The following is a 21,327-nucleotide window of genomic DNA, read 5'->3' as shown; positions in this document are numbered from 1 at the left end:
CGTTCTCCCGGTCAGCCGGCGATGGCGAGCACGGAGTCGAAGAGTTTCTGGGCCATCTGCATGACCTTGCTCGCCGCGAGATAGGCTTGCTGGTAGCGTACCAGGTTGGCGGCCTCTTCGTCGAGGTTGACGCCGGCGTGGCTGTCACGCTGCGCCTGGATCTGCTCGTAGAGCGCCTGCGAGGAAGAAGCTCCGTTCTTCACTTCGCTCGCCTTGGCTCCGAGCGATGACACGGTGCGGGCGTAGGCCGTCTGCAGCGTGGCCGTGGCCTGCCCGGCGCCATCGTCGTAGAGGAATTTCTCCGTCTGGATCGCGGCGAGCATGAGCGCATTGCGGTTGTCGGCCGGGCCGCTGCCCAGAGCCACCACGCCGGTCGGGTCGTCTTGCGCCGCGGCGATCTGCCGGGGATCGGTGATCGCCACGCCGATACTGGAGGCGGCGTCGCGGTAGGGCGCGATGACGGCGGTCTCACCGGTTTGCAGGGTCACGCCGGAGAAGTCGAGGCCGTCGATCGGTTGGGTCAAATCATTGAAGCGCGCGCCATCGCTTTGCCGCGTCACGCTGAGCGTGCCATTGTCGTTGCTGATCGTGTAGGTGTCGGGGCGCAGGGCGGAGAGGTCGACGTTCGTGGCGAACGAAACGGAGACGGTACTGCCTTGCGAACCGGCGCTCACCACCGGCTGGGCAAGATCGATGCCGGAGAAGTAGGGCTTCCCGGTGCTGCCGTCCAGCCCATAGCCCGACGCATGCACTTCGTTGAATTTCGCCGCGAGCGCCGTGGCGAGGAAACCGAGCTGGTCCTGCACCGGTTCGAGCGCCTCGCGCCGGAAGGCGAGCAGCGCGCCCAGTTCGCCACCGCTCAACTGCGATTCGGGCAGCGCCAAGGCCGCCCCGTTGCCGATCTGGTAAGTGACCTGGGTGCGCGAGGGCTGGGCGGGGTCGGGCCGGGTGGCGATGGTGGCGCTCTGCGTGCCTTGCACCAGGGCCTGGCCGTTGCCGATGAAGACGGTCATCATCCCTTTGTCGTCGACCACCGCCTGGACGTTTACGCGCTTGGCGAGTTCGGCGAGCGCCTGGTCGCGCTGGTCGAGCAGGTCGTTGGGCGAAGCGCCGTTGCCCACGCCGAGCGCGCGCGAGATCTCCTGGTTGAGCCGGGCGATCTGCTGGCCGTACTGGGTGATGTCCTGGGCGGCGAGGGCGATGTTCTGCTCCACGCTGGCGTCGATCTCATCGAGCTGGCCGGAAAGAAGCTGGAAGCGGTTGACCAGCACCTCGCTCTGCGACAGCATCGTCTGGCGCGCGGCAATATTGGAGGGGTTGTTCGCCACTTCCTGTACCGCATCGAAGAACTGCGACATGGCCGAAGAGAGGCCCGCGTCGGGGTCGGCAATGAGGTTGTCGATGGGCGCGACGAGATCGCTGTAGTTCTGGTAGTAGCTCGCCTGGCTCTGCGACTGCAGCAGCTGCTTGTGCAGGAACTGGTCGTAGGCGCGCTCCACGTCCACCACCCGCGCGCCCTGGCCCACGTAGCCATAGCCCATGTACTGGGAAGGCTGGGTGGTCTGCACCGCGCTCTGGCGGCTGTAGCCGGGGGTGTCGGCATTGGCGATGTTGTGGCTGGCGACGTTGAGCTTGGCCTGCGAGGCCATCAGCCCGGTCAAACCGATGTTGAGGAAATCGGCCATGATGCTCTCCCGGCGTAGGGGTGTCGCCAATCAAGTAGCAAAATTCATGCCATGATGCACCGTCACCCCGGGAGCGCCGCCCGGAAGCGCCGGTCCTGCAGGATGGAGACGATCTTGTCGGCGTAGCGCGGGTCGGTGGCGTAGCCGCCGCGCACGAGCGCCAAGGCGAATTCGCGCGGGGTACGGCTGCCCGGCACGCCGGCGTAGCGCTCGTTGTCGCGGATGAGGCGCACGTAGTCGTCGAAGGCGGCGGCGTAGGAAGGATAGACGCGGAATCGGGCGTTCTCGGTCACGGCGCGGCCGCCGTCGTATTCGGTCACCGGCAGGGTGACGGTGGGGCCGCTCCAGCTGCTGCCTGCCTTGATGTTGAAGAGGTTGTGGCTAGAGCGTCCGTCGGGGCGGGTGATGACGGCCTCTCCCCAGCCGCTCTCGAGCGCTGCCTGGGCGACGAGGAATTCCGGCGGCACGCCCAGCTGCGCCGCGGCACGCTTGGCCTGCGGCAGGGTATCCTGCACGAAGCGGCGGATCTTCTCCGGCACGTCGGCGCCGTCCTGAGCGCGGCGCACTTCGCTGGCGGCCGAGGACAGCGCAGGAAGAAGCCCTGCCCCCGCTCCCTCTGGCGCCAAGAGCGGCTTTGCCTCGTCTTCTTCGAGCGGCACGAGCGGCGCGGCCGTGTCGTCGGCTCCGCCCAGGGCGGCGAAAAAGCCCTTTTCTTCGACTGGCGCTCCGGCCTCGGCCGCCATTTGCCGGGCAGCGGCAAAGTTTGCCGGCCGACGCAGCACCCCGGCAAGCGAGATGCCCGCCGCGGCCCCGGCGCCAGCCGATTCGCTCCCCGACGCGACTGCGCCTGCCGCCGCGGGCGAAGTGTCCGTCGCGGCGGCCTCGGCGGTCTTTCCCAGGCGCTGCTGCAGCTGACGCGCGAGCAGCTCACCCAGGCCGAGGCCATGGCCGGCGGCGAGGTTCTGCGCGAGCTGCTGGTCGCTCATCTCCTGGAACATGCGCTCGGCATCGCTCGAAGTGAAGTCGTTGCGCGGCACGGTGGCGCGCATGGCCTTGAGCATCTGCTGCAGCATCACCGCCTCGAACTGCTTGGCGGCAGCGCGCAGCGCCTCGGGCGAGTCGCCCTGCTTGGCAAGATTCTGCAGCGAGCGCAGCGAGCGCGGATCGAAGGCGGGGACGCTCGGGACACTCATCGGCGCGCTCCCTCAGATCACTTCCAGATCGGCGCGCAGGGCGCCCGAAGACTTGAGCGCCTGCAGGATGCTGATGAGATCCATGGGCGTGGCACCGAGCACGTTGAGCGCCTTGACCACGTCGGAGAGGTTGGCGCCGCCCTTGACGTCCTGGATCACCGCCACCGGTTGCTCGATCTGCACCTGCCCCTGCCGCGCGGCCACCGTGGCGCCGCCGGCAAACGGCGTGTTTGGTTGGCTCACCAGCACGTCCTCGCCCACGGTCACCTTGAGGCTGCCGTGGGCCACCGCCACGTGCTGCAGCGTCACGGCCTGGTTCATCACCACCGAGCCGGTACGCGAATTGACCACCACCTTGGCGCGCTGCACGTCCGGCTCCACGGTGAGGTTCTGCAGGCGGGCGAGAAAGGCCACGCGATCGGAAGGGTCGGCCGGAGCGCGCACGGCGATGGTCCGCCCGTCGATCGCCTGGGCCGTACCGAAACCGAACGCGTTCTCGATGGCGCGCGTGATCTTGGCGGCGGTGCCGAAATCCATCTCTTCCAGTTCGAGCCGGATCACTTCGGATTGCGCGAAGTTCGTGCCTACCTCGCGCTCCACCGTGGCCCCGTCGGGGATGCGGCCGGCGGAGAGGTGGTTGATCTGCTGCGCCGCCCCGCCGGCGCGCGCCCCCGCCCCACCGACGACCACGTTGCCCTGGGCGATGGCGTAGATCTGCCCGTCGGCCCCCTTGAGCGGAGTCATCACCAGGGTGCCGCCCTTGAGGCTCTTGGCGTTACCCATGGCCGAGACGGTGACGTCGATGCGCTGGCCTGCGCGGGCAAAAGGCGGCAGGTCGGCCGTGACCATGACCGCGGCCACGTTCTTGAGCTGCATGTTGGAGGTCGGCGGCAGATTCACCCCCATGCTGCGCAGCATGTTGACCACGCTCTGCACGGTGAACGGCGTTTGCGTGGTCTGGTCGCCACTGCCGTCCAGCCCCACCACCAGGCCGTAGCCGACGAGCTGGTTGTCGCGCACCCCCCCGATCGTGGCGAGGTCCTTGATGCGCTCTCCGGCAGCCCATGCCGCACCGAGCCCCAAGAAGCCCAAGGTGCAGACGAGCGCCACGGCGAGGAGCGTTCGCCCGAGGAGGAATTCGCGCACGCGTAAAGTCCCATTCATGACCAGTTCCTCAGAACGGCAGGAAGTTGAGGAAGAAACGCTGTAGCCAGCCCATGCGCTGCGCCTCGTCGATGTAGCCGCTGCCGACGTATTCGATGCGCGCGTCGGCCACCGAGGTGGAATCGACCATATTATTCTTGCCGTTGATGCTTATCGGATCGACCACGCCGGAGAAACGGATGTATTCGCGCCCCTGGTTGATGGCGAGCTGCTTCTCGCCGGAGACGAGCAGATTGCCGTTGGGATAGACGTCGATGACGGTGACGGTGATCGTGCCCTTGAACTCATTGTCAGCCGAAGCACCACCGCTTGCGTCTAGCTTTTGGTCGTCCTTTGCGCCCAGACCAAGTCCGGCGAGCCCCGAAAGGGGTAGCCGACTCATCGACCCAATACTGGCGTTAGACGCGGTCTCGCGTCTCGCATTCGCCCCGGTCTTCTTCTTTGCCGACGTCTCTTCGACGAGGTTGATCGTGAGTGTGTCGCCCACGTAGCGCGGCTTGCGATCCTCGAAGAGCGGACGCACGGCGCCCGCTTGGTAGATGGAACCATTGTTGGGCGCCGAGGGCAGCGGCGCTGGACGTGCCGTCATCGGCTGATGCACGATCGCCGGCGGCGTGGTGTCGAGCGCCGCGCACCCGGCAAGCGCCAGCAGCGCGAGAAGCGGCCAGCTGCGGCATGCGCTTCGGGGAAGATCACGACCCGTCATCTCGCGCCTCCTCACATCTGCGTCAGGCGGGCGAGCATCTGGTCGGACGTGGACACAGCCTTAGAATTGAGCTCGTAGGCGCGCTGGGTAACGATCATGCAGACCAGCTGCTCGGCGACGTTCACGTTCGAGTTTTCCACGTACCCCTGGTTGATCACCCCGGAACCGTTGTTGCCGGGGATGTTCACCGCCGGCGGGCCGCTCGATTGCGTCTCGGCGAAGAGGTTTTCCCCCAACGCCTGTAGGCCGCCCTCATTGACGAAGATAACGAGCTGGATCTGCCCCACCTGCACCGGCGCCACCGCCCCCGGCTGCAGCACGCTCACCACGCCGTCCTTGCCGATGGTCACGGAGAGCGCATCGGGTGGAATGTTGATCGCGTCGACCAGCGGATAGCCCGAGGCGGTGACCACGTTGCCCTGGTTGTCGATCTGAAAGGATCCATCTCGGGTGTAGGCCGTGGTGCCGTCGGGCATCTGGATCTGGAAGAAGCCCCGCCCCTGGATGGCGACGTCGAGCGGGTTGCCCGTCTGCTGCAGCGTGCCCTGGGTGAAGATGCGCTCGGTGGCCACGGGGCGCACGCCGGTGCCCATCTGCAGGCCGCTGCCGATCTGGTTCTGCTGCGTCTGCTGTGCGCCGGGCTGGCGCACGGTCTGATAGAACAGATCCTCGAACACCGCGCGCTGGGCCTTGAAGCCGTTGGTCGAGACGTTGGCCAGGTTGTTCGAAATGACGTCTAGCTGAACTTGCTGCGCGTTCAACCCCGTGCAGCTGATCGAAAGCGAACGGATCATGGTCGTTCTCCTGTGGGCGCCGCCGGATCCGAAAACCCCCTGGCGGCGCGATTGCTTCGTTCCATGGACTCATCTTACGTCCACCACCGTCTCCCCCGTCGCCGGAAAACCGGCGCTTTGCCGCCTCATTTCCGCCGGCCATTCCCCTCAGCGGGCGGGCGAGAGGATGCTGGAAGCGCGCGCGTCGTTCTCCTGGGCAGTGGTGATCGCCTTGGTGTTCATCTCGAACTGGCGCGCGAGCGCAATCATGCGCACCATCTGGTCGACCAGCGACACGTTCGACTTCTCCAGATAGCCGCTCGAGACCTGCACCGTCTCGTCCATGGGCGCAGCCCCGCCCCCCTGCAGGCGGAAGAGCCCGTCCTCGCCGCGCTGCAGGTTCTCCACCGGCGGGTTGACCAGCTTGAGCCGCCCCACCACCTCCGTGACCTGGGTGTTGGTGGGGTCCACCGCCGAGATCGTACCGTCCTTGCCGATGGTGAATTCCCGATCCGGCGGCAACGCCACCGGTTGGTTGTCCTCCCCAAGCACGGGCTGGCCGCTGGGCAGCTGCAGGATGCCGTTGGCGCTCAGCTGGAAATTGCCGGCGCGCGTATAAGCTTCGCCGCCGTCGGGCGTCTGCACGGCAAACCACCCCTGCCCCTCGATCGCCGCGTCGAGCGGCCGGCCGGTGTACTCGAGCGGGCCGGCCTCGAAGTTGGTCGCCACCGTGGCATCCACCGTGAACGCGCGCGAAGGCAGCGCCTGCGTCTGTACCGGCACGGCGCGCAGCCGGTGCATCGCCTCCTTGAAACCGGCGGTATCCACGTTGGCGAGATTGTTCGCCACCGCCCCCTGCTGCTCCAAGGTATATTTCGCGCCGGTCATGGCGGTATAAATGACGCGGTCCATCGCAATCCTCCTTCAGCGCCCGCTATCAGCGCAGGTTGATGACGGTCTGCAGGATCTGGTCCTGCGTCTTGATCGACTGGGCGTTCGCCTGATAGGCGCGCTGCTGCACGATCATGTTGACCAGCTCGGCGGTGAGATCCACGTTGGAGGCTTCCACCGACCCGCCGGAGATGAAACCGCGCGTGCCCGCCCCGGGGGTTCCCGCCACCCCCGGACCAGACTCGAGCGAGGAGATCCACAGGTTGTCCCCCATCGACACCAGGCCGTTGGGGTTGCGGAACGAAGCAATTGCCACCGTCCCCACCGTGACCACGTTGCCGTTGGTGTAGCGCGCCTGGATCTGACCTTCTTTCGTGACCGATACCCCCGCCAGCTCCCCGGCCGGCACGCCGTCCTGGCTGATGGTGTTCACGGAGGATGCGAGGGCGAATTGGGTGGCGGTGAAGTTGATGTCGATGGTGCCGTCGCTCGCCCCCACAGGCCCTCCGATCGTGGCGCCACTAGCCAAACTAATCCCCGGCAGGGAGAATGTAGGAACCGTCCCCGGCGCAGGAGTCGTCATCGCGCCTGAAGCGTCGAATTGCATTGTCAGAGGTCCCTGCAAAGTTCCTCCTGCGGCAGGATCTGAAGTCGTGTCGCCGGAAAGAGACCAATAGACATCCCACTGAGAAGGGGCAGTGTTACTGGTTCGCACGAAATACAGGTTCAAATTGTGGGCAATACCAAGGGAATCATAAGTAACCACTGTCGTCGAGAAATTATAAGTCTCAGGCTTGGCTGGATCAGGAGGGACCGTCGTAATGACCGGCTGATTGGCATCCAGATTGAACGTCATGCTGACGGTCGAGGTCTCGCGCGGCGTGCCGGTGTCGTACGGCACCTTGATCGGTACCGCATCCCCCGCCCCTGCCGTTCCGGGATAGCCGAGCAGCTGGTAGCCGGTGGCCGTGGTCACGTAGCCGTCCTTGTCGAGCTGGAATTCCCCGGCGCGGGTGTAATACATCTGGTTGTCGCCCAGCACCGGGCGTTTCACCATGAAGAAGCCGTCGCCGTTGATCGCCATGTCGAGCGAATTGCCCGTCTCGGTGATGCTGCCCTGGCTGAAATTCTGCCGGATGGCCGCCACGCGTGAGCCGCTGCCCACCTGCTTGTACGGGTCGGCGCCCAGCGTGGCTGAATAGACGTCGGCGAACACCGTCTGGCTCGCCTTGAAGCCGGTGGTGTTGGCGTTGGCCACGTTGTGGCTGATGACGTCGAGCGCCTGCGAGGAGCTGGATAGGCCGCTCAAACCTTGTTGGAATGCCATGATCCTCTCCTATCTCACATGATCTGCTTGACTTCGTCGAGGGTGAAGATGCCCAGGTCGCCCACCTGCAGGTCGGTGCTCTTCGGCCCTTTCACGATGCCCGTGACCTGGCCGAGCTGCAGCGCAGTGGCCGTGACCGGCTCGCTGCCGTCTTTTGCCTCGATCTTCATTTTGTAGATGCCCGGCTGGGCGGTTTGACCATCGTCGGCCTTTCCGTCCCACACGAAATTGTGGCTGCCCGCATCGAGCGCGCCCAGATCAAGCGTGCGCACCAGCACCCCCGACTGGTCGGTGATGGTCACTTTCACCTCGCTCGCGGCCGCCGGAAGGTCGACCCCGCCGATACCGCCCGAGCTCGTGAGCGTGATCTGGTTGCCCGCCACCAGCACCCCGCGCCCCACGAGCGAAGCCATGTCGGTCATCTGCGCCGTGCCAGCCAGCTCCGAGACGAGCTGGTTCAACTTCTCGATGCCCTGCACCGTGCTCATCTGCGCCAGCTGCGAGGTCACCTCGGCGTTGTCCATCGGGTTCAGGGGGTCCTGGTTCTTGAGCTGGGTGGTCAAGAGCGTCAGGAAGCGGTTCTGCATGTCCTCCACGGCCCCGGCCGTCACGCTCGAGCTGCTCGTCGTGCGCGGGCCGTACTGCGCCAGGATGGAACTGGCGGTGGTCGTGGTGGGATTGGTGGTGGTGCTCATGGAAAGTCTCCGCTGGATAGATCACCGATCGGCGAAAGCGTCGCTACCGGCGCCTTCCTCACTGTCCGATCGTCAAAGTCTTCTGAAGCAAACTTCGTGCCGTGTTGATGACTTCCACGTTGTTCTGGTAGGAGCGCGAGGCGGAGATCATGTTGACCATCTCCTCGACCACGTTCACGTTGGGCATGGCCACGTAGCCGTTCTCGTCGGCGGCCGGGTTGTTGGGCTCGTAGACGAGGCGCGGCGGGGCGGCGCTCTCCACCACTTCCTGCACGCGCACGCCCTGGGCGGGGCCTTCGCCCATGGGCGTGGTGCGAAAGACCACCTGCTTGCCCCGGTAGGGCTGACCGTCGGGACCGACCACGCTCTCGGCGTTGGCGAGGTTGGAGGCGGTGGTGTTGAGCCGCACCGACTGCGCCGTGAGCGCCGAGCCGGCGACCTTGAACACGTCGAGCATTGCCATGACGATCTCCCTGCGAATTCACTCACTGCCCGGTGATGGCGGTGCGCATGCCCTTGAGCAGCCGGTTGATGAAGTTCAGGCTCGCCTCGTAGTGGAACGCCGTCTCGGCAAAGGCCGTGCGCTCCTGGTCCATGTCGACGGTGTTGCCATCCACGGCCGACTGCACTTCGCTGCGGTAGCCTTCGTACTCCGCGAGCGGCTCGTCTCCGCCGGCCGAGAGGTGCTCGGAATCGGTTTTCTTGAGCCCCGGCGCGCTGCGGCTCGACTGGGCCTTGGAGAGCGCGGCGCGAAAGTCGAGGTCGCGCGCCTTGTAATTGGGCGTGTCGGCATTGGCGATGTTCGAGGCGATGAGCTGCTGCCGCCGGGCCTGCACCTCGAGGGCTTGGCGTTGAAAGGCGAGCGCTTGTTCGAGTTTTTCCAACATGGTCATCCTCCGGTTTGGGACGACGAGGCATAAGCACGTTCCATGCCTGTCAGGATAAGTCCCTTCCCCGCAAGGCAAAGGGCGGAACATCGGGGGTTCCTCCCGGCAAATCCGCGCTTTCCCTCCGGCAAGGATTGCCGGGCTTGCCGATCCGTGCTAGAACTGCGGCCCATGAACGCCGCCCGTCTCTTCCTCTTTCTCTTCCCCGTCGCGCTCGCCCTGGGCCCTGGTATGGCCCAGGCGCGCCAAGAGCCGCTGGCGGTGGAACAGACCGTGCGCGCCTTCCTGCAGCAGGCCACGGCGGGGCTGCCGGGGCGGGTGCAGATCGAGGTCGATCCGTTCGATCCCTACAACCAGCTTCCTTCCTGCCGCAGGCTGGAAGCCTTCGTACCGGAGAACGTGCGGCTGTGGGGGCGCGTGGCCGTGGGCGTACGCTGCACCGAGCCCACGGCCTGGACGGCCTACCTCACCGCCCGGGTGGCGGTGTTCGGCGCCTATTACCAAAGCGCGCGGCCGCTGCGCGCGGGGCAGATCCTCTCGCCCGACGATCTGCGCCGCGAAGAGGGGGAACTCACAGCGCTGCCGGAAGACGTGGTACTCGATGCCTCCCGCGTGGTCGGGGCGCGTCTGCGCGGCAGCATGGCAGCTGGCCAACCCCTGCGTCAGAGCCAGTTGGTGCTGCCCGACGTCGTCTCGCCGGGCATGGAGGTGGCAGTGCGCGTCGCTGGGCCGGGCTTCGTGGTGGAGAATCGCGGCAAGGCGCTCAATCGCGCCGCGCCGGGCGAAACGGTGCGGGTGCGGCTCGAAGGCGGCCGCGTCGTCTCGGGGCAGGCGCAGGCCGACGGCTCGGTCCTCATCAACCCCTGAAAAATGCTAAAGTTTCCGCTCATACCTGCCGTAATCCCATTCAAGATGCCATTGGACGAATGAGGATTGGCCATGAAAATCGGTACTCCAACCCCGCCGGCAACGGGCAGCGCCGAGCTCTTGCGGCCGCCGGCTCCGGGCGGAAAAAAGCTGCCCGATGCCACGGCGGAGGAATCGGCCGCCGGCAACGAAACGGTCGCCGTCTCGCGCCTGGCCAACCTGCTCGCGCAAGGGGAAAGCGCCATGGAAAGCACGCCGGAGATCGATTCGGCCCGGGTGCAGGAACTCTCGCAGGCGATCCGCGACGGGCGTTTCCGCGTCGACGCCGAGCGCATCGCCGAGGGGCTGCTCTCCGAAATGCGCGACCTGCTCTCGCGTGAGGGATGATGCACCTGCCGCCCGCCGTCCTCGCCTTGCTGTCGCAGCTGCTCGCGCAGGAAGAGCGCGCGCTCGAACGCTTCCTTGCGGTGCTCGAGGAAGAGCGTCGGGCGCTGCTCGCCGGCGAGGCCGAAGCGATCGCCGCCGCCGTCGAAGAGAAGAACCGCGTGGCGGAAACACTGCAGAACTGCAGCCGGCAAAAACTGCTGCTCGCGGCAAAAAGCACCGGCAAGACGGACGAGGAAGCCGCCCTCGTGCTGCAGGAATGGATGCAGGAGCCTTCGCTCGCCCCGGCGTGGGAACGCATCCGGGCGCTTGCCGAGCGCTGCCGCCGCGCCAACCTCGAAAACGGCACCTTCATCCGCGAGCGGCTGGCAGTCAATCAGCAGGCGCTCGACGTGCTCCTCGGCGCCCAAGAGCGCCTCACCACCTACGACGCGCTCGGCACCACCCACTTGCGCACCGCCACCCGCCGTCCGCTCGGTTCGGCCTGAGCGCCCCGTCGTCGAAACGGGCATTTTCTGCCACAATGCAGCCGTCGGCCGACCTTCGGAGCCTTGCGTCATGATCACCGTCGTCTTCAACCAGAAAGGCGGGGTGGGGAAATCCACCATCACCGTCAATCTTGCCGCCATCGCCGCCCGGCGCGGGCTGCGCACCTTGGTGGTCGATCTCGACCCGCAGGCCAACACCACGCGCTACCTGCTGGGCGAGGCGGCCGAGAGCGCCGAACCGACGCTCGCCGAGTTTTTCGACCAGACGCTCAACTTCAAGCTCAACCCGCGGCGCACCGAGGAATTCGTCCTACCCACGGCGCACGAGAACCTCGCCCTGCTGGCGGGGCACGGGGCGCTCGAAGAGCTGCAGGGCAAACTCGAATCGCGCTACAAGATCTTCAAGCTGCGCGAGGCCCTGCGCGAGCTCGCGGCGCAGTTCGACCGCATCTATATCGACACGCCCCCGGCGCTCAACTTCTACACCCGCTCGGCGCTCATCGCCGCGCGCTGGTGCCTCATCCCCTACGACTGCGACGAATTCGCCCGCCGGGCGCTCCTGCAGCTCCTCGACACGCTCGAAGAAGTCCGCGCCGACCACAACCCGGAGCTGCAACTGGCGGGCATCGTGGTCAACCAGTTCCAGAGCCGCGCCACCTTGCCGCGCCAGGCAGTGGAAGCGCTCATCGACCAGGGGCTGCCGGTGCTCGAACCGTATCTGTCGAGCTCGGTCAAGGTGAAGGAATCACATCAGAAGAGCCTGCCGCTCGCCGCGCTCGAACCGGGGCACCGCCTGGCGCAGGAATTCGCCGCCCTCTTCGAGGCGATCGAGGCGCGCACCGCCGGCTAGAGCCGTTCGAGCGGCGCCACCGACAGCAGCAGCTGCTTGACGCCTACTTCGGGGCCAAACTTCACGCTCGCCTGCGCGTGCGCCCCGGCCCCTTCCACCGCCAGAATCACCCCTTCGCCGAACTTGGGATGGCGCACGCGCTCGCCGCTGCGCCAGCCGTTGGCTGCCCCGCTCGAGGACTGCGGCACGGCGGTCACGCGCGAGGGCGCCAAATCGCCTCCTTTCCGTTCCCGTCGCTTGGCGTTGAGCCACAGCAGCAGCTCCGGCGGAATCTCTTCGAGGAAGCGCGAAGGCTGATGGTATTCGGTCTGCCCGTGCAGCATGCGAATGTCGGACCAGGAGAGATAGAGTCGCTTCTTCGCGCGGGTGACCGCCACGTACATCAAGCGCCGCTCTTCTTCCACCCCGCCGTCGGCGTAGAGGCTGTTCTGGTGCGGGAAGAGCCCTTCCTCCAGCCCGGTGAGGAAGACGACGTCGAATTCCAGCCCCTTGGAGGCGTGCACCGTCATCAGCTGCACCGCCGTCTGCCCCGCCTCGGCCTGCTGTTCGCCGGATTCGAGCGCGGCATGCTGCAGGAAGAGGGCGAGCATCTCGTGTCCCTGCGCCTCGATCCCCTCGCTCGCCATCTGGGCGACGAAGTCGCTTGCCGCGCTCACCAGTTCGTCGAGGTTCTCCAGCCGGTCGCCCCCGTCGCGCTCGGCGGCGTAGTGCGTGCGCAGCCCCGAACCGGCGATCACCCGCTCGACGAGTTCCGGCAGTGGCACCTCGCGCGTCTGCTCGCGCAGGCGTTCGATGAGTTGCAGGAATCCTTGCAAGGCCGCACCCGGCCGGCCGGCGAGGCGCGTGGCCGCCGCGCTGATGTCGGTCTGCCCGTCACGCTGCGCCGCCAGAGCCTCCAGCGTGCGCGCCCCGATGCCGCGTGGCGGAAAATTCACCACCCGCAGGAAGGCCGTCTCGTCGTCGGGCAGCAAGAGCAGCCGCAGGTAGGCGAGCGCGTGCTTGATTTCGGCGCGGTCGAAGAAGCGCTGCCCACCATGAACTCGATAGGGAATGCCGGCCGCGAGCAGGGCATGCTCCAGCGCGCGCGACTGGGCGTTCGCCCGGTAGAGCACGGCGATTTCATCCGCCGAGACGCCCTCGCGCAGCAGATTGCCGATCTCCTCGGCCACGAAACGGGCCTCGGCGCCGTCCTCGGGTGCCTGAAACACGCGGATCGGCTCGCCCTCGTCCGCCTCGGTCCACAGGTTCTTGCCCAGACGCTCGCGGTTGTGGGCGATGATGGCGTTGGCCGCCGCAAGGATGTTGCCGTGCGAGCGGTAGTTGCGCTCCAGGCGGATCACCGCCTGCACGCGGAATTCCTGCTCGAAGCGCATCAGGTTGCGCGCGAGCGCCCCGCGAAAGCCGTAGATAGACTGGTCGTCGTCGCCCACGCAAAAGAGAAAGGCCCCGGCTTCGCCCGTGACCGGATCGGCGGCGAAGCGCTGCAGCCAGCGGTATTGCAGCGCGTTCGTGTCCTGGAATTCGTCGACCAGCACGTGCCGGAAGCGCGCGCGGTAATGCGCCCGCAGCGCCTCGTCGCGCGCGAGCAGCTCGTCGCTGCGCAGGAGCAACTCGGCGAAATCCACCACCCCCTCGCGCTGGCACTGCGCCACGTACTCCTGCCACAGCGGCAGAAACCGCTCGGCGCGGCGCGACTCGGCCGCCACCTTGTCCGGGCGCAGCCCCTGCTCCTTGTGCGCGTTGATGAAGGAAAGCAGCTCGCGTGGCGGAGCGCTCTGCTCGGAGACGTTGAGCCGCTTGAGCAGGCGCTTGATGGCCGAGAGCTGGTCGGCCGTATCCAGGATCTGGAACATCTGCGGCAGGCCCGCGGCCTGGTGATGGATGCGCAGCAGGCGGTTCGCCAGCGCATGGAAGGTCCCCACCCACATGCGGCGCAAGCCCGGGCGCAGCGCTTCGGGCAAGAGCCCCGCCAGGCGCGAGGCCATCTCGCGCGCCGCTTTGTTGGTGAAGGTCACCGCCATGATCTCGTGCGGCCCCGCCTCGCCCGTCTCCAGCAGCCAGGCGATGCGGCTCGTGAGCACCCGGGTTTTTCCCGAGCCAGCACCGGCCAGGATGAGGGCGTGCTGCGGCGGCAGGGTCACCGCCGCGCGCTGTTCTGGATTGAGTCCCTGCAAGACCTCGTGCATCGTGCGTCCTCCGGCTCCGTGCCGGCGTTTTCTCCCGGCCCCGATTGTAACCTTCCTCGACGAAGGACGGCGGCAGGGAACTTTTGTTGCATCGCAACATCGAACGAGACGTCTCGTAAAAAAACCCGATTGAAATTTGGGCGGCCATGGATGCAAGACGTTGCGCGGGTGCAACAAAAAGTAAGTCGGACTTGCATTTCCCCGCCCGGATCACGATAATGCGAGCGTGTGTTGCGGCACAACATGCTGCGAAACGGAATCGCCGCCCACGAAGCGGCAAGGAACGAGCGATGAAAGCACCCAAACTCCTGCCCTGGTTTGCCAAGCAATATGGCCTGCCCGAAGAGCGCGCCCAGGCGCTGTGGGCTGAAGCCGTGCGCCGCGCCACGCTGGCCACCGGCTGGATCGGCTCCTCTCTCTACTGGCAAACCGCCTGGAACGAATTCCATCGACTCGCCGAAGCCGAGTCGCAGCGCCTGCACCCGATCACCAGCTGGCTGCGCTTGCAGCATCGCCTCATGACCATGCCCCTGCGCGCGGCCAGCGATCTGCTGCGCGCCAGCGAAAAAATACTCGAGCGCAGCCGCGCCGCCTGACCGAATCTTGTCTCCCTCCCTCTCCATCTCGATGGAGTTCACGCCCGCCCCGTGCGGGCGTTTTTTTATCCGGCGAAGGCGCGGAAATTCCCCCGACGCACCGCCACCCCCACCGTCTCGCTCGGAAGCGGAGCCTCCTCTGCCAAAGCGAAGACGTCTTCGCCGGAAGACAGCCGCAGCGTGAGGCGGCACTGCGCCCCGCGAAAAAGGACATCCACCACGCGCGCGCGCACCGGTGAAGCGGCCTCCAGCCGCACGTCTTCCGGCCGCAGCAGCACTTCCACGTTGCCCTGCCCCGCCGTGGCCTCTCCTTCGCCGGCGAAGCGCACCGGCAGGCGACCCAGGGCGGTCTCGACCTCCCCTTCCCCCGCGAGGCGCCCGCGCAGGAAAACCCCCTCGCCGACGAACTGCGCGGCGTGGCGCGTGGCCGGCGTACGATAGAGCGCCTCGGGGCTGCCCCACTGCTCGATGCGCCCTTCGTGCATCAGGCCGACGGCGTCGGCCATGGCGAAGGCCTCGTGCTGGTCGTGGGTCACCACCAGCGCCGTCATGCCGCGCTCGCGCAACAACGCCCGCACCTCGTGCGCCAGGCGCGCGCGCAGCGCCTCGTCGAGGCTGGAGAAAGGTTCGTCGAGCAACAGCAGCGCCGGCTGCGGCGCCAGCGCCCGGGCAAGCGCCGCCCGCTGTTGCTGCCCGCCCGAGAGCTGATGCGGCCAGGCATTGGCCCAGGCGCTCAAGCCCACCACCTCCAGCATCTCCGCCACCCGCCGCGCCCGCTCGCGCCGGTCCAGCCCCTGCAGGCCGAAAGCGACGTTCTGGGCGATGGTGAGGTGCGGAAAGAGGGCGTGATCCTGGAACACCATGCCGATGCGGCGTCGCTGCGGTGGCACCACCAGGCCCGGACGGGTCACGGGCCGGCCATCGAGGAAAATGTCGCCGCGCTGGGGCGCTTCGAACCCGGCCACGCAGCGCAGCACCGTCGTCTTGCCGCAGCCGCTGGCGCCGAGCAGCACCCCAATCGTGCCTGCCGGCAAAGACAGCGACAAATCACGCACCACGGGGTGCGCGCCGTAGGCGTGATGCAAGCCGCGAATTTCCAGAGCCGCCGACACCTTCAACCTTCCTCGCTTAAAATAGATCGATTCTCATTATAATGTATGATTCGATGTATGGGACGATCATGCGCCGGTCCTTCTCTTTCCTGACTCTGCTCGCCACCCTCTTGGCCCTGCTCGCGGTGGTGCCGCTGGCGAGCGTGCTCGCGCAGCTGCTGCAGCCGAGCACGGGCGAGATCTGGGCCCATCTCCTGCGCACCGTCTTGCCCGAATACCTCGCCAACACCGGCTGGATCGCGCTGGGCGTGGCGCTGGGCACGGTGGCCGTGGGCGTGAGCTGCGCCTGGCTTACCGCCGCGCACGAGTTTCCCGGGCGACGCCTGCTGGAGTGGGCGCTGATCCTGCCGTTCGCCATGCCGGCCTACGTGATGGCCTACGCCTACACCGATTTTTTGCAGGTGAGCGGTGCGCTGCAAAGCGCGCTGCGCGAGCTCACCGGCTGGGGCGTGCGGGAGTACTGGTTTCCGCCCATCCGCTCGCTGGGCGGCGCCGTGGCCATCCTCGTGCTCGCGCTCTACCCTTACGTTTACCTGCTCACGCGCACGGCATTCCTCGAGCGAAGCGCCGCCATGCACGAAGCCGCCCGTACCCTCGGGGCCTCTCCCTGGCGCACTTTTTGGCGGGTGAGCCTGCCGCTCGCCCGTCCAGCGATCGCCGCCGGCACGGCGCTTGCGCTCATGGAGGCGCTCGCCGACTACGGCACCGTGGCCTATTTCGGCATTCCGACCTTCACCACGGGCATTTTTCGCACCTGGTATTCCCTGGGAGACCGGGTGGCGGCGGCCCAGCTTGCCGCGATGCTCGTGGGTTTCGTGCTGGTCTTGCTGTGGCTGGAACAGACCAGCCGGCGGCGGGCGAAGTTCGACGGCGGCAGGCATCACGCCGCTGCGCCGCGCACGCGGCTTGCCGGCTGGCGCGCGGCGCTGGCCACCTGCGTGTGCGCCCTGCCGGCGATACTGGGCTTCCTGCTGCCGGCCGTGCTGCTGCTGACGATGAGCCTGCGCGAGCCCTTGGCGGCCGTCGATCCGCGGTTCTGGCGTGCCGCCGGCAACAGCCTGCTGCTTGCTGGCCTAACGGCGCTGCTCGCCGTTGCCCTGGCGCTTCTTTTCGCCTACCACGCGCGGCTCAATCCATCAGCGCTCGCGCGGCTACTCAACCGGCTCGTGGGGCTGGGCTACGCCCTGCCGGGCGTGGTCATCGCCGTGGGCGTGCTGCTGCCCGCGGCTGCGCTCGACAACCTGCTCGCCGCCCAGCTGCGCGCGCTCTTCGGCTGGTCAGTGGGTTTGCTCATCACCGGCAGCATCGCCGGCCTCGTCTATGCCTATCTCGTGCGTTTTCTCGCCACGGCGCTGCACACGGTGGAAGCGGGTCTCGCGAAGATCCGCCCGGCGCTGGACGAGGCCGCCCGCACGCTGGGCAGCGGCCCCTGGCGCACCCTCGCGCACATCCACGCGCCACTTCTGACGAAAAGCCTGCTCACCGCCGCCCTGCTCGTGTTCGTCGACGTGATGAAGGAGCTGCCGGCCACGCTGGTGATGCGCCCTTTCAATTTCGACACGCTCGCCACCCGGGTCCATACGCTCGCGGCCGACGAGCGGCTGGCCGAGCTGGGGCTGCCGGCGCTCACCCTCGTGCTCGTCGCGCTCGGGCCCGTGCTGCTGCTCGCGCGCCAGATCGCCCGGCACGGCCGGGCCGACCGCCGCCTCAGCGCCAGCCTACCTCGTCGAAGATCTTCTGCGCCAGCGGCTGGTTCTTGCCCAGCACCGCCACCGGCAGGGGATCGATCTTGAATTCGCCCAGCGAGGCGAGCACGCGGTTGCGATAGGCCACCCCGGGTACCGTGGGCCATTCGTTGTTACCCACCGCGAAATAGCCCTGCGCCTCGTCGCTCGCCAGATACTCGAGGAAGCGGATCGCGGCCTCCTTGTGCGGCGCGGTGCGTACCACCCCAGCTCCGGAAACGTTCACGTGGGTACCGTTGCCGTCCTGGTCGGGCCACACCAGCCCCACTTTGCGCACGAGGTTCATGTCCTCGGGCTTGTCGGAGGCAAGCAAGCGCGCGTAATAGTAATGATTGACCAGCGCCACGTCGCACTCGCCAGCGGCCACCGCCTTGATCTGGTCGGTGTCGGAACCCTGCGGCGGGCGGGCCATGTTGTCCTTCACGCCCTGCGCCCAGGCGCGCGCCTTCTCCTCCCCCCAGTGCTCGATGAGCGCCGCGAGCAGCGAGAGGTTATAGACGTTGCCCGAAGAGCGCACGCACACGCGCCCTTTCCATTTGGGATCGGCCAGATCGGCGTAGTTCTTAATCTCGTCGCGCGAGGTGGCCGCCTTGTTGTAGACGATGACGCGCGCACGATAGGAGAACCCGAACCACTTCCCTTCCGGATGGCGGAAATGCGCCGGGATACGCGCTTCCAGCTGCTCCGAGCGCACGGGCGCGAACAGCCCCATCTGCTCGGCGCGCCACAGCCGCCCGGCATCGACCGTGATGAGCACGTCGGCCGGGCTGTTCTCCCCCTCGGCGCGGATGCGCTCGATGAGCGGGTCTTCCTGCCCCTCGACCAGATTCACCTTGATGCCGGTGGCGGCGGTGAAATTCTCGTAGAGGCGGGTGTCGGTGGGATAGTGGCGCGTCGAATAGACGTTGACCACCGATTCTTCGGCCCGCAGCCCCGGGGCGAAGAGCATCGCCGTCAGCACCGCCATCGTCGTGAGCGTTTTTTTCATACGTCCTCCGTGAGTACATAGTTCAAATGATAATTAATATCTTTTCGATTATACACAAAGAACGACGTCCGCAAGCCCTGCCCTCCCCTGCGGCTCACGGTGCTTTTGCCCCGACCCCGCCAAACCGGCTATACTTTCTTTTTCGTTCGCGCCATCCACCATCCCATCATGCAAGAAAAATACGATCCGCTGGCCGTCGAGCGTGCCGCTCAGCACTACTGGGACGAACGCCAGAGCTTCAAGGCGGTCGAAGACTCCTCACGTCCAAAGTACTACTGTCTGTCCATGTTCCCCTACCCCTCAGGGAAACTGCACATGGGGCACGTGCGCAACTACTCCATCGGCGACGTGCTCGCCCGTTACCACCGCATGCGTGGCTACAACGTGCTCCAGCCCATGGGTTGGGACGCCTTCGGCATGCCGGCCGAAAATGCCGCCATCCAGAACGGCATTCCCCCGGCGCAGTGGACCTACAGCAACATCGCCTACATGAAGCGCCAGCTGCAGCGGTTGGGTTTCGGCATCGACTGGTCGCGCGAATTCGCCACCTGCCGGCCCGAGTACTACCGCTGGGAGCAGTGGGTCTTCCGCCGCCTGTATGAAAAGGGGCTCATCTACCGCAAGCTCGGGCTGGTGAACTGGGATCCGGTCGATCAGACGGTGCTCGCCAACGAGCAGGTGATCGACGGGCGCGGCTGGCGCTCCGGGGCGCTGGTGGAGAAGCGCGAGATCCCCATGTACTACATGCGCATCACCGCCTACGCCGACGAGCTGCTCGACGCCCTGAACGACCTTCCCGGCTGGCCCGAGCAGGTCAAGCGCATGCAGGCCAACTGGATCGGGCGCTCGGAAGGCGCCGAGGTCGTCTTCCCCTACGATGAAGCGAGCGTCGGCCAGGCAGGAAGCCTGCGCGTCTTCACCACCCGCGTCGACACCCTCTATGGCGCCACCTACGTGGCCGTGGCCGCCGAACATCCGCTGGCGCTCACCGCCGCCCAGCGCGACCCCGAATTGGCCGCCTTCATCGAAGAGTGCCGGCGCGGGGCCGTGGCCGAGGCCGAGATCGCCACGATGGAGAAGAAAGGCCGCCCCACCGGCTTCTACGTGCTGCACCCCCTCACCGGGGAAAAACTCCCCGTGTGGGTGGCCAACTACGTGCTGATGGGCTACGGCGAGGGCGCGGTGATGGCCGTGCCGGCCCACGACGAGCGTGACTTCGCCTTCGCCCAGAAGTACGGCCTGCCGATCAAGCAGGTAATCCGTCCGGCGGGGAAAGACCTCGACGTCGACCCGCAGGGCCCCTGGCGTGAAGACTACGCCGAGCTCGGCCTCCTCGTCGCCTCCGGCCCCTACACCGGCATGCGCTCGGAAGAAGCCAAGGAAGCGATCACCGCGGCGCTCGCCGAAAAAGGGCTCGGCGCCAAACGCGTGCAGTACCGCCTGCGCGACTGGGGCATCTCGCGCCAGCGCTACTGGGGCTGCCCCATCCCCATCGTGCACTGCGACGATTGCGGCGACGTGCCGGTGCCCGACGAACAGCTGCCGGTGGTGCTGCCAGAGCACGTCGCCCTCACCGGCCGCGGCTCGCCGCTCGCGCAGATGCCCGAATTCTACGAGACCACCTGTCCGCGCTGCGGCAAGCCCGCCCGGCGCGAAACCGACACGATGGACACCTTCGTCGAGTCGAGCTGGTACTTCCTGCGCTTTTGCTGCGCCGACAACCACCAGGCCATGCTCGATGAGCGGGTCCAATACTGGATGCCGGTCGATCAGTACATCGGCGGCATCGAGCACGCCATCCTGCACCTGCTCTATTCCCGCTTCTTCACCCGGGCGCTGCGCGACCTGGGCCTCGTCGGCTTCTCCGAACCCTTCACGCGACTCCTCACCCAAGGGATGGTGGTGGCCGAGACCTACTACCGCCTCACGGTCGAGGGCAGGAAAGAGTGGATCAACCCGGCCGACGTGCTCGTCGAGCGCGACCCCAAAGGGCGCATCGTCGCCGCCCGGCTCAAGACCGACGGCCAGCCGGTGCACATCGGTGGCATCGAAAAGATGTCGAAGTCCAAGAACAACGGTGTCGATCCGCAAGCGCTCATCGACCGCTACGGCGCCGACACGGCGCGCTTCTTCATCATCTTCGCCGCGCCGCCCGAAGCGCAGCTCGAATGGTCCGACTCCGGCGTCGAGGGTGCCCACCGCTTCCTGCGCCGCGTCTGGGCCTTCGGCCACAAGTACCGCCGTGAGCTGCAGCCGCTGCTTCCCTCGGCCCCCGCCGTGAGCGCGCTTCCCGCCTCCTTGGCTGCCGCCCGCTGCGAGCTGCACACCATCCTGCAGCAGGCCAACCACGACATGGGCAAACAGCAGCTCAATACCGTCGCCTCGGCCACGATGAAGATGCTCAACGTCCTCGAACGCCTGCCCGAGGCCGAACCGGCTGCTCGAGCGCGACTCGCCGAAGAAGGGCTCTCCCTCCTGCTGCGCGTGCTCGCCCCCATCGCACCGCACCTCGTGCACGTGCTGTGGCGCGAATGCGGCTTCGGCGAAGACGTGCTCGACGCCCCCTGGCCCGAACCGGATCCGACGGCGTTGCAGCGCAGCGAAGTCGAGCTCGTGCTGCAGGTGAATGGCAAGACCCGCGGCAAGATCGTGGTGCCGGCCGAAGCCGACCAAGCGGCGATCGAAGCGGCGGCGCTGCAGGCAGCAGCGCATCACCTCGAAGGACGCACGCCCAAGCGCGTCGTCGTCGTCCCCGGTCGCCTCGTCAATCTCGTGGTGTGAGGAAATCCC

Annotated in this window: 20 protein-coding genes; 7 read left to right on the top strand and 13 right to left on the bottom strand. The window is 66.8% G+C overall.

The annotated features are described in order from the left end of the window. Positions 1-11: 11 nt before the first annotated feature. From flgK to flgB, 10 genes are all read right to left on the bottom strand, one after another. Positions 12-1,685 (bottom strand): flagellar hook-associated protein FlgK, encoded by a 1,674-nt coding sequence (gene flgK / locus ASC37_RS08870; RefSeq protein WP_055424042.1) that lies wholly within the window; start codon positions 1,683-1,685, stop codon positions 12-14. Between the two features lie 62 nt (positions 1,686-1,747). Then, entirely contained in the window at positions 1,748-2,878 is a 1,131-nt protein-coding gene (locus tag ASC37_RS08865) for a glucosaminidase domain-containing protein (protein WP_055424041.1), read from the bottom strand. 12 nt (positions 2,879-2,890) lie between these two features. After that, on the bottom strand, positions 2,891-4,042 hold the full coding sequence (locus tag ASC37_RS08860; protein ID WP_055424040.1) for a flagellar basal body P-ring protein FlgI: 1,152 nt from the start codon (positions 4,040-4,042) through the stop codon (positions 2,891-2,893). Positions 4,043-4,052: 10 nt separating this feature from the next. Further along, the gene (locus tag ASC37_RS08855) at positions 4,053-4,748 is read right to left on the bottom strand and encodes a flagellar basal body L-ring protein FlgH (RefSeq protein WP_055424039.1); all 696 of its coding nucleotides are present in this window, start codon (positions 4,746-4,748) and stop codon (positions 4,053-4,055) included. A gap of 11 nt (positions 4,749-4,759) precedes the next feature. Beyond that, positions 4,760-5,542, bottom strand: coding sequence for a flagellar basal-body rod protein FlgG (flgG, locus tag ASC37_RS08850; RefSeq protein ID WP_055424038.1), 783 nt, complete (start codon positions 5,540-5,542; stop codon positions 4,760-4,762). Positions 5,543-5,689: 147 nt separating this feature from the next. Next, positions 5,690-6,433: a flagellar basal-body rod protein FlgF gene (gene flgF / locus ASC37_RS08845; RefSeq protein ID WP_055424037.1), complete on the bottom strand. Its 744-nt coding sequence runs from the start codon at positions 6,431-6,433 to the stop codon at positions 5,690-5,692. Between the two features lie 25 nt (positions 6,434-6,458). Continuing rightward, the gene (gene flgE, locus ASC37_RS08840) at positions 6,459-7,739 is read right to left on the bottom strand and encodes a flagellar hook protein FlgE (RefSeq protein WP_055424036.1); all 1,281 of its coding nucleotides are present in this window, start codon (positions 7,737-7,739) and stop codon (positions 6,459-6,461) included. Positions 7,740-7,753: 14 nt separating this feature from the next. Further along, complete coding sequence (locus ASC37_RS08835; protein WP_055424035.1) at positions 7,754-8,434, bottom strand: flagellar hook assembly protein FlgD; 681 nt, start codon at positions 8,432-8,434, stop codon at positions 7,754-7,756. Positions 8,435-8,492: 58 nt separating this feature from the next. Next, on the bottom strand, positions 8,493-8,897 hold the full coding sequence (gene flgC, locus ASC37_RS08830; RefSeq protein WP_055424034.1) for a flagellar basal body rod protein FlgC: 405 nt from the start codon (positions 8,895-8,897) through the stop codon (positions 8,493-8,495). A gap of 22 nt (positions 8,898-8,919) precedes the next feature. Then, positions 8,920-9,321 carry a flagellar basal body rod protein FlgB gene (gene flgB / locus ASC37_RS08825; RefSeq protein WP_055424033.1) on the bottom strand — a complete coding sequence of 134 codons (402 nt, stop codon included), beginning with the start codon at positions 9,319-9,321 and terminating at the stop codon, positions 8,920-8,922. A gap of 171 nt (positions 9,322-9,492) precedes the next feature. On the opposite strand from flgB, the gene flgA reads away from it, so the two are divergent. The 4 genes from flgA to ASC37_RS08805 all read left to right on the top strand — a co-directional run bounded on the left by flgA (position 9,493) and on the right by ASC37_RS08805 (position 11,910). Next, positions 9,493-10,188 (top strand): flagellar basal body P-ring formation chaperone FlgA, encoded by a 696-nt coding sequence (gene flgA / locus ASC37_RS08820; RefSeq protein ID WP_072247971.1) that lies wholly within the window; start codon positions 9,493-9,495, stop codon positions 10,186-10,188. 72 nt (positions 10,189-10,260) lie between these two features. Then, the gene (gene flgM, locus ASC37_RS08815) at positions 10,261-10,575 is read left to right on the top strand and encodes a flagellar biosynthesis anti-sigma factor FlgM (protein WP_055424032.1); all 315 of its coding nucleotides are present in this window, start codon (positions 10,261-10,263) and stop codon (positions 10,573-10,575) included. Further along, entirely contained in the window at positions 10,575-11,060 is a 486-nt protein-coding gene (locus ASC37_RS08810; protein WP_055424031.1) for a flagella synthesis protein FlgN, read from the top strand. The genes flgM and ASC37_RS08810 overlap by 1 nt, the downstream gene beginning before the upstream one ends. A 70-nt stretch (positions 11,061-11,130) precedes the next feature. Further along, a complete protein-coding gene (locus ASC37_RS08805) occupies positions 11,131-11,910 on the top strand; it encodes a ParA family protein (RefSeq protein ID WP_055424030.1) in 780 nt (259 codons plus the stop codon). Here the strand turns inward: ASC37_RS08805 and ASC37_RS08800 are convergent. After that, complete coding sequence (locus ASC37_RS08800; RefSeq protein WP_055424029.1) at positions 11,907-14,096, bottom strand: UvrD-helicase domain-containing protein; 2,190 nt, start codon at positions 14,094-14,096, stop codon at positions 11,907-11,909. The two genes, ASC37_RS08805 and ASC37_RS08800, sit on opposite strands and share 4 nt — an antisense overlap. 290 nt (positions 14,097-14,386) lie before the next feature. Here ASC37_RS08800 and ASC37_RS08795 point away from each other — a divergent pair, with 290 nt between their 5' ends. Next, a complete protein-coding gene (locus ASC37_RS08795; RefSeq protein ID WP_055424028.1) occupies positions 14,387-14,692 on the top strand; it encodes a hypothetical protein in 306 nt (101 codons plus the stop codon). Between the two features lie 65 nt (positions 14,693-14,757). On the opposite strand, the gene ASC37_RS08790 is transcribed toward ASC37_RS08795, so the two are convergent. After that, positions 14,758-15,804, bottom strand: coding sequence for an ABC transporter ATP-binding protein (locus ASC37_RS08790; RefSeq protein ID WP_055424027.1), 1,047 nt, complete (start codon positions 15,802-15,804; stop codon positions 14,758-14,760). 68 nt (positions 15,805-15,872) lie between these two features. Here ASC37_RS08790 and ASC37_RS08785 point away from each other — a divergent pair, with 68 nt between their 5' ends. Then, the gene (locus ASC37_RS08785) at positions 15,873-17,597 is read left to right on the top strand and encodes an ABC transporter permease (protein WP_082438441.1); all 1,725 of its coding nucleotides are present in this window, start codon (positions 15,873-15,875) and stop codon (positions 17,595-17,597) included. On the opposite strand, the gene ASC37_RS08780 is transcribed toward ASC37_RS08785, so the two are convergent. Continuing rightward, positions 17,512-18,537: a Fe(3+) ABC transporter substrate-binding protein gene (locus ASC37_RS08780; protein WP_055424026.1), complete on the bottom strand. Its 1,026-nt coding sequence runs from the start codon at positions 18,535-18,537 to the stop codon at positions 17,512-17,514. The genes ASC37_RS08785 and ASC37_RS08780 overlap by 86 nt on opposite strands. 168 nt (positions 18,538-18,705) lie before the next feature. Here ASC37_RS08780 and leuS point away from each other — a divergent pair, with 168 nt between their 5' ends. Next, positions 18,706-21,318 carry a leucine--tRNA ligase gene (gene leuS, locus ASC37_RS08775; protein ID WP_055424053.1) on the top strand — a complete coding sequence of 871 codons (2,613 nt, stop codon included), beginning with the start codon at positions 18,706-18,708 and terminating at the stop codon, positions 21,316-21,318. The last annotated feature ends 9 nt before the right edge of the window (positions 21,319-21,327 follow it).

Source organism: Tepidiphilus thermophilus, assembly GCF_001418245.1.
GTDB classification, from domain to species: Bacteria; Pseudomonadota; Gammaproteobacteria; order Burkholderiales; family Rhodocyclaceae; genus Tepidiphilus; species Tepidiphilus succinatimandens.
The sequence above is the reverse complement of the archived record's forward strand: the minus strand, read 5'-3'. Positions and strand labels throughout refer to the sequence as shown.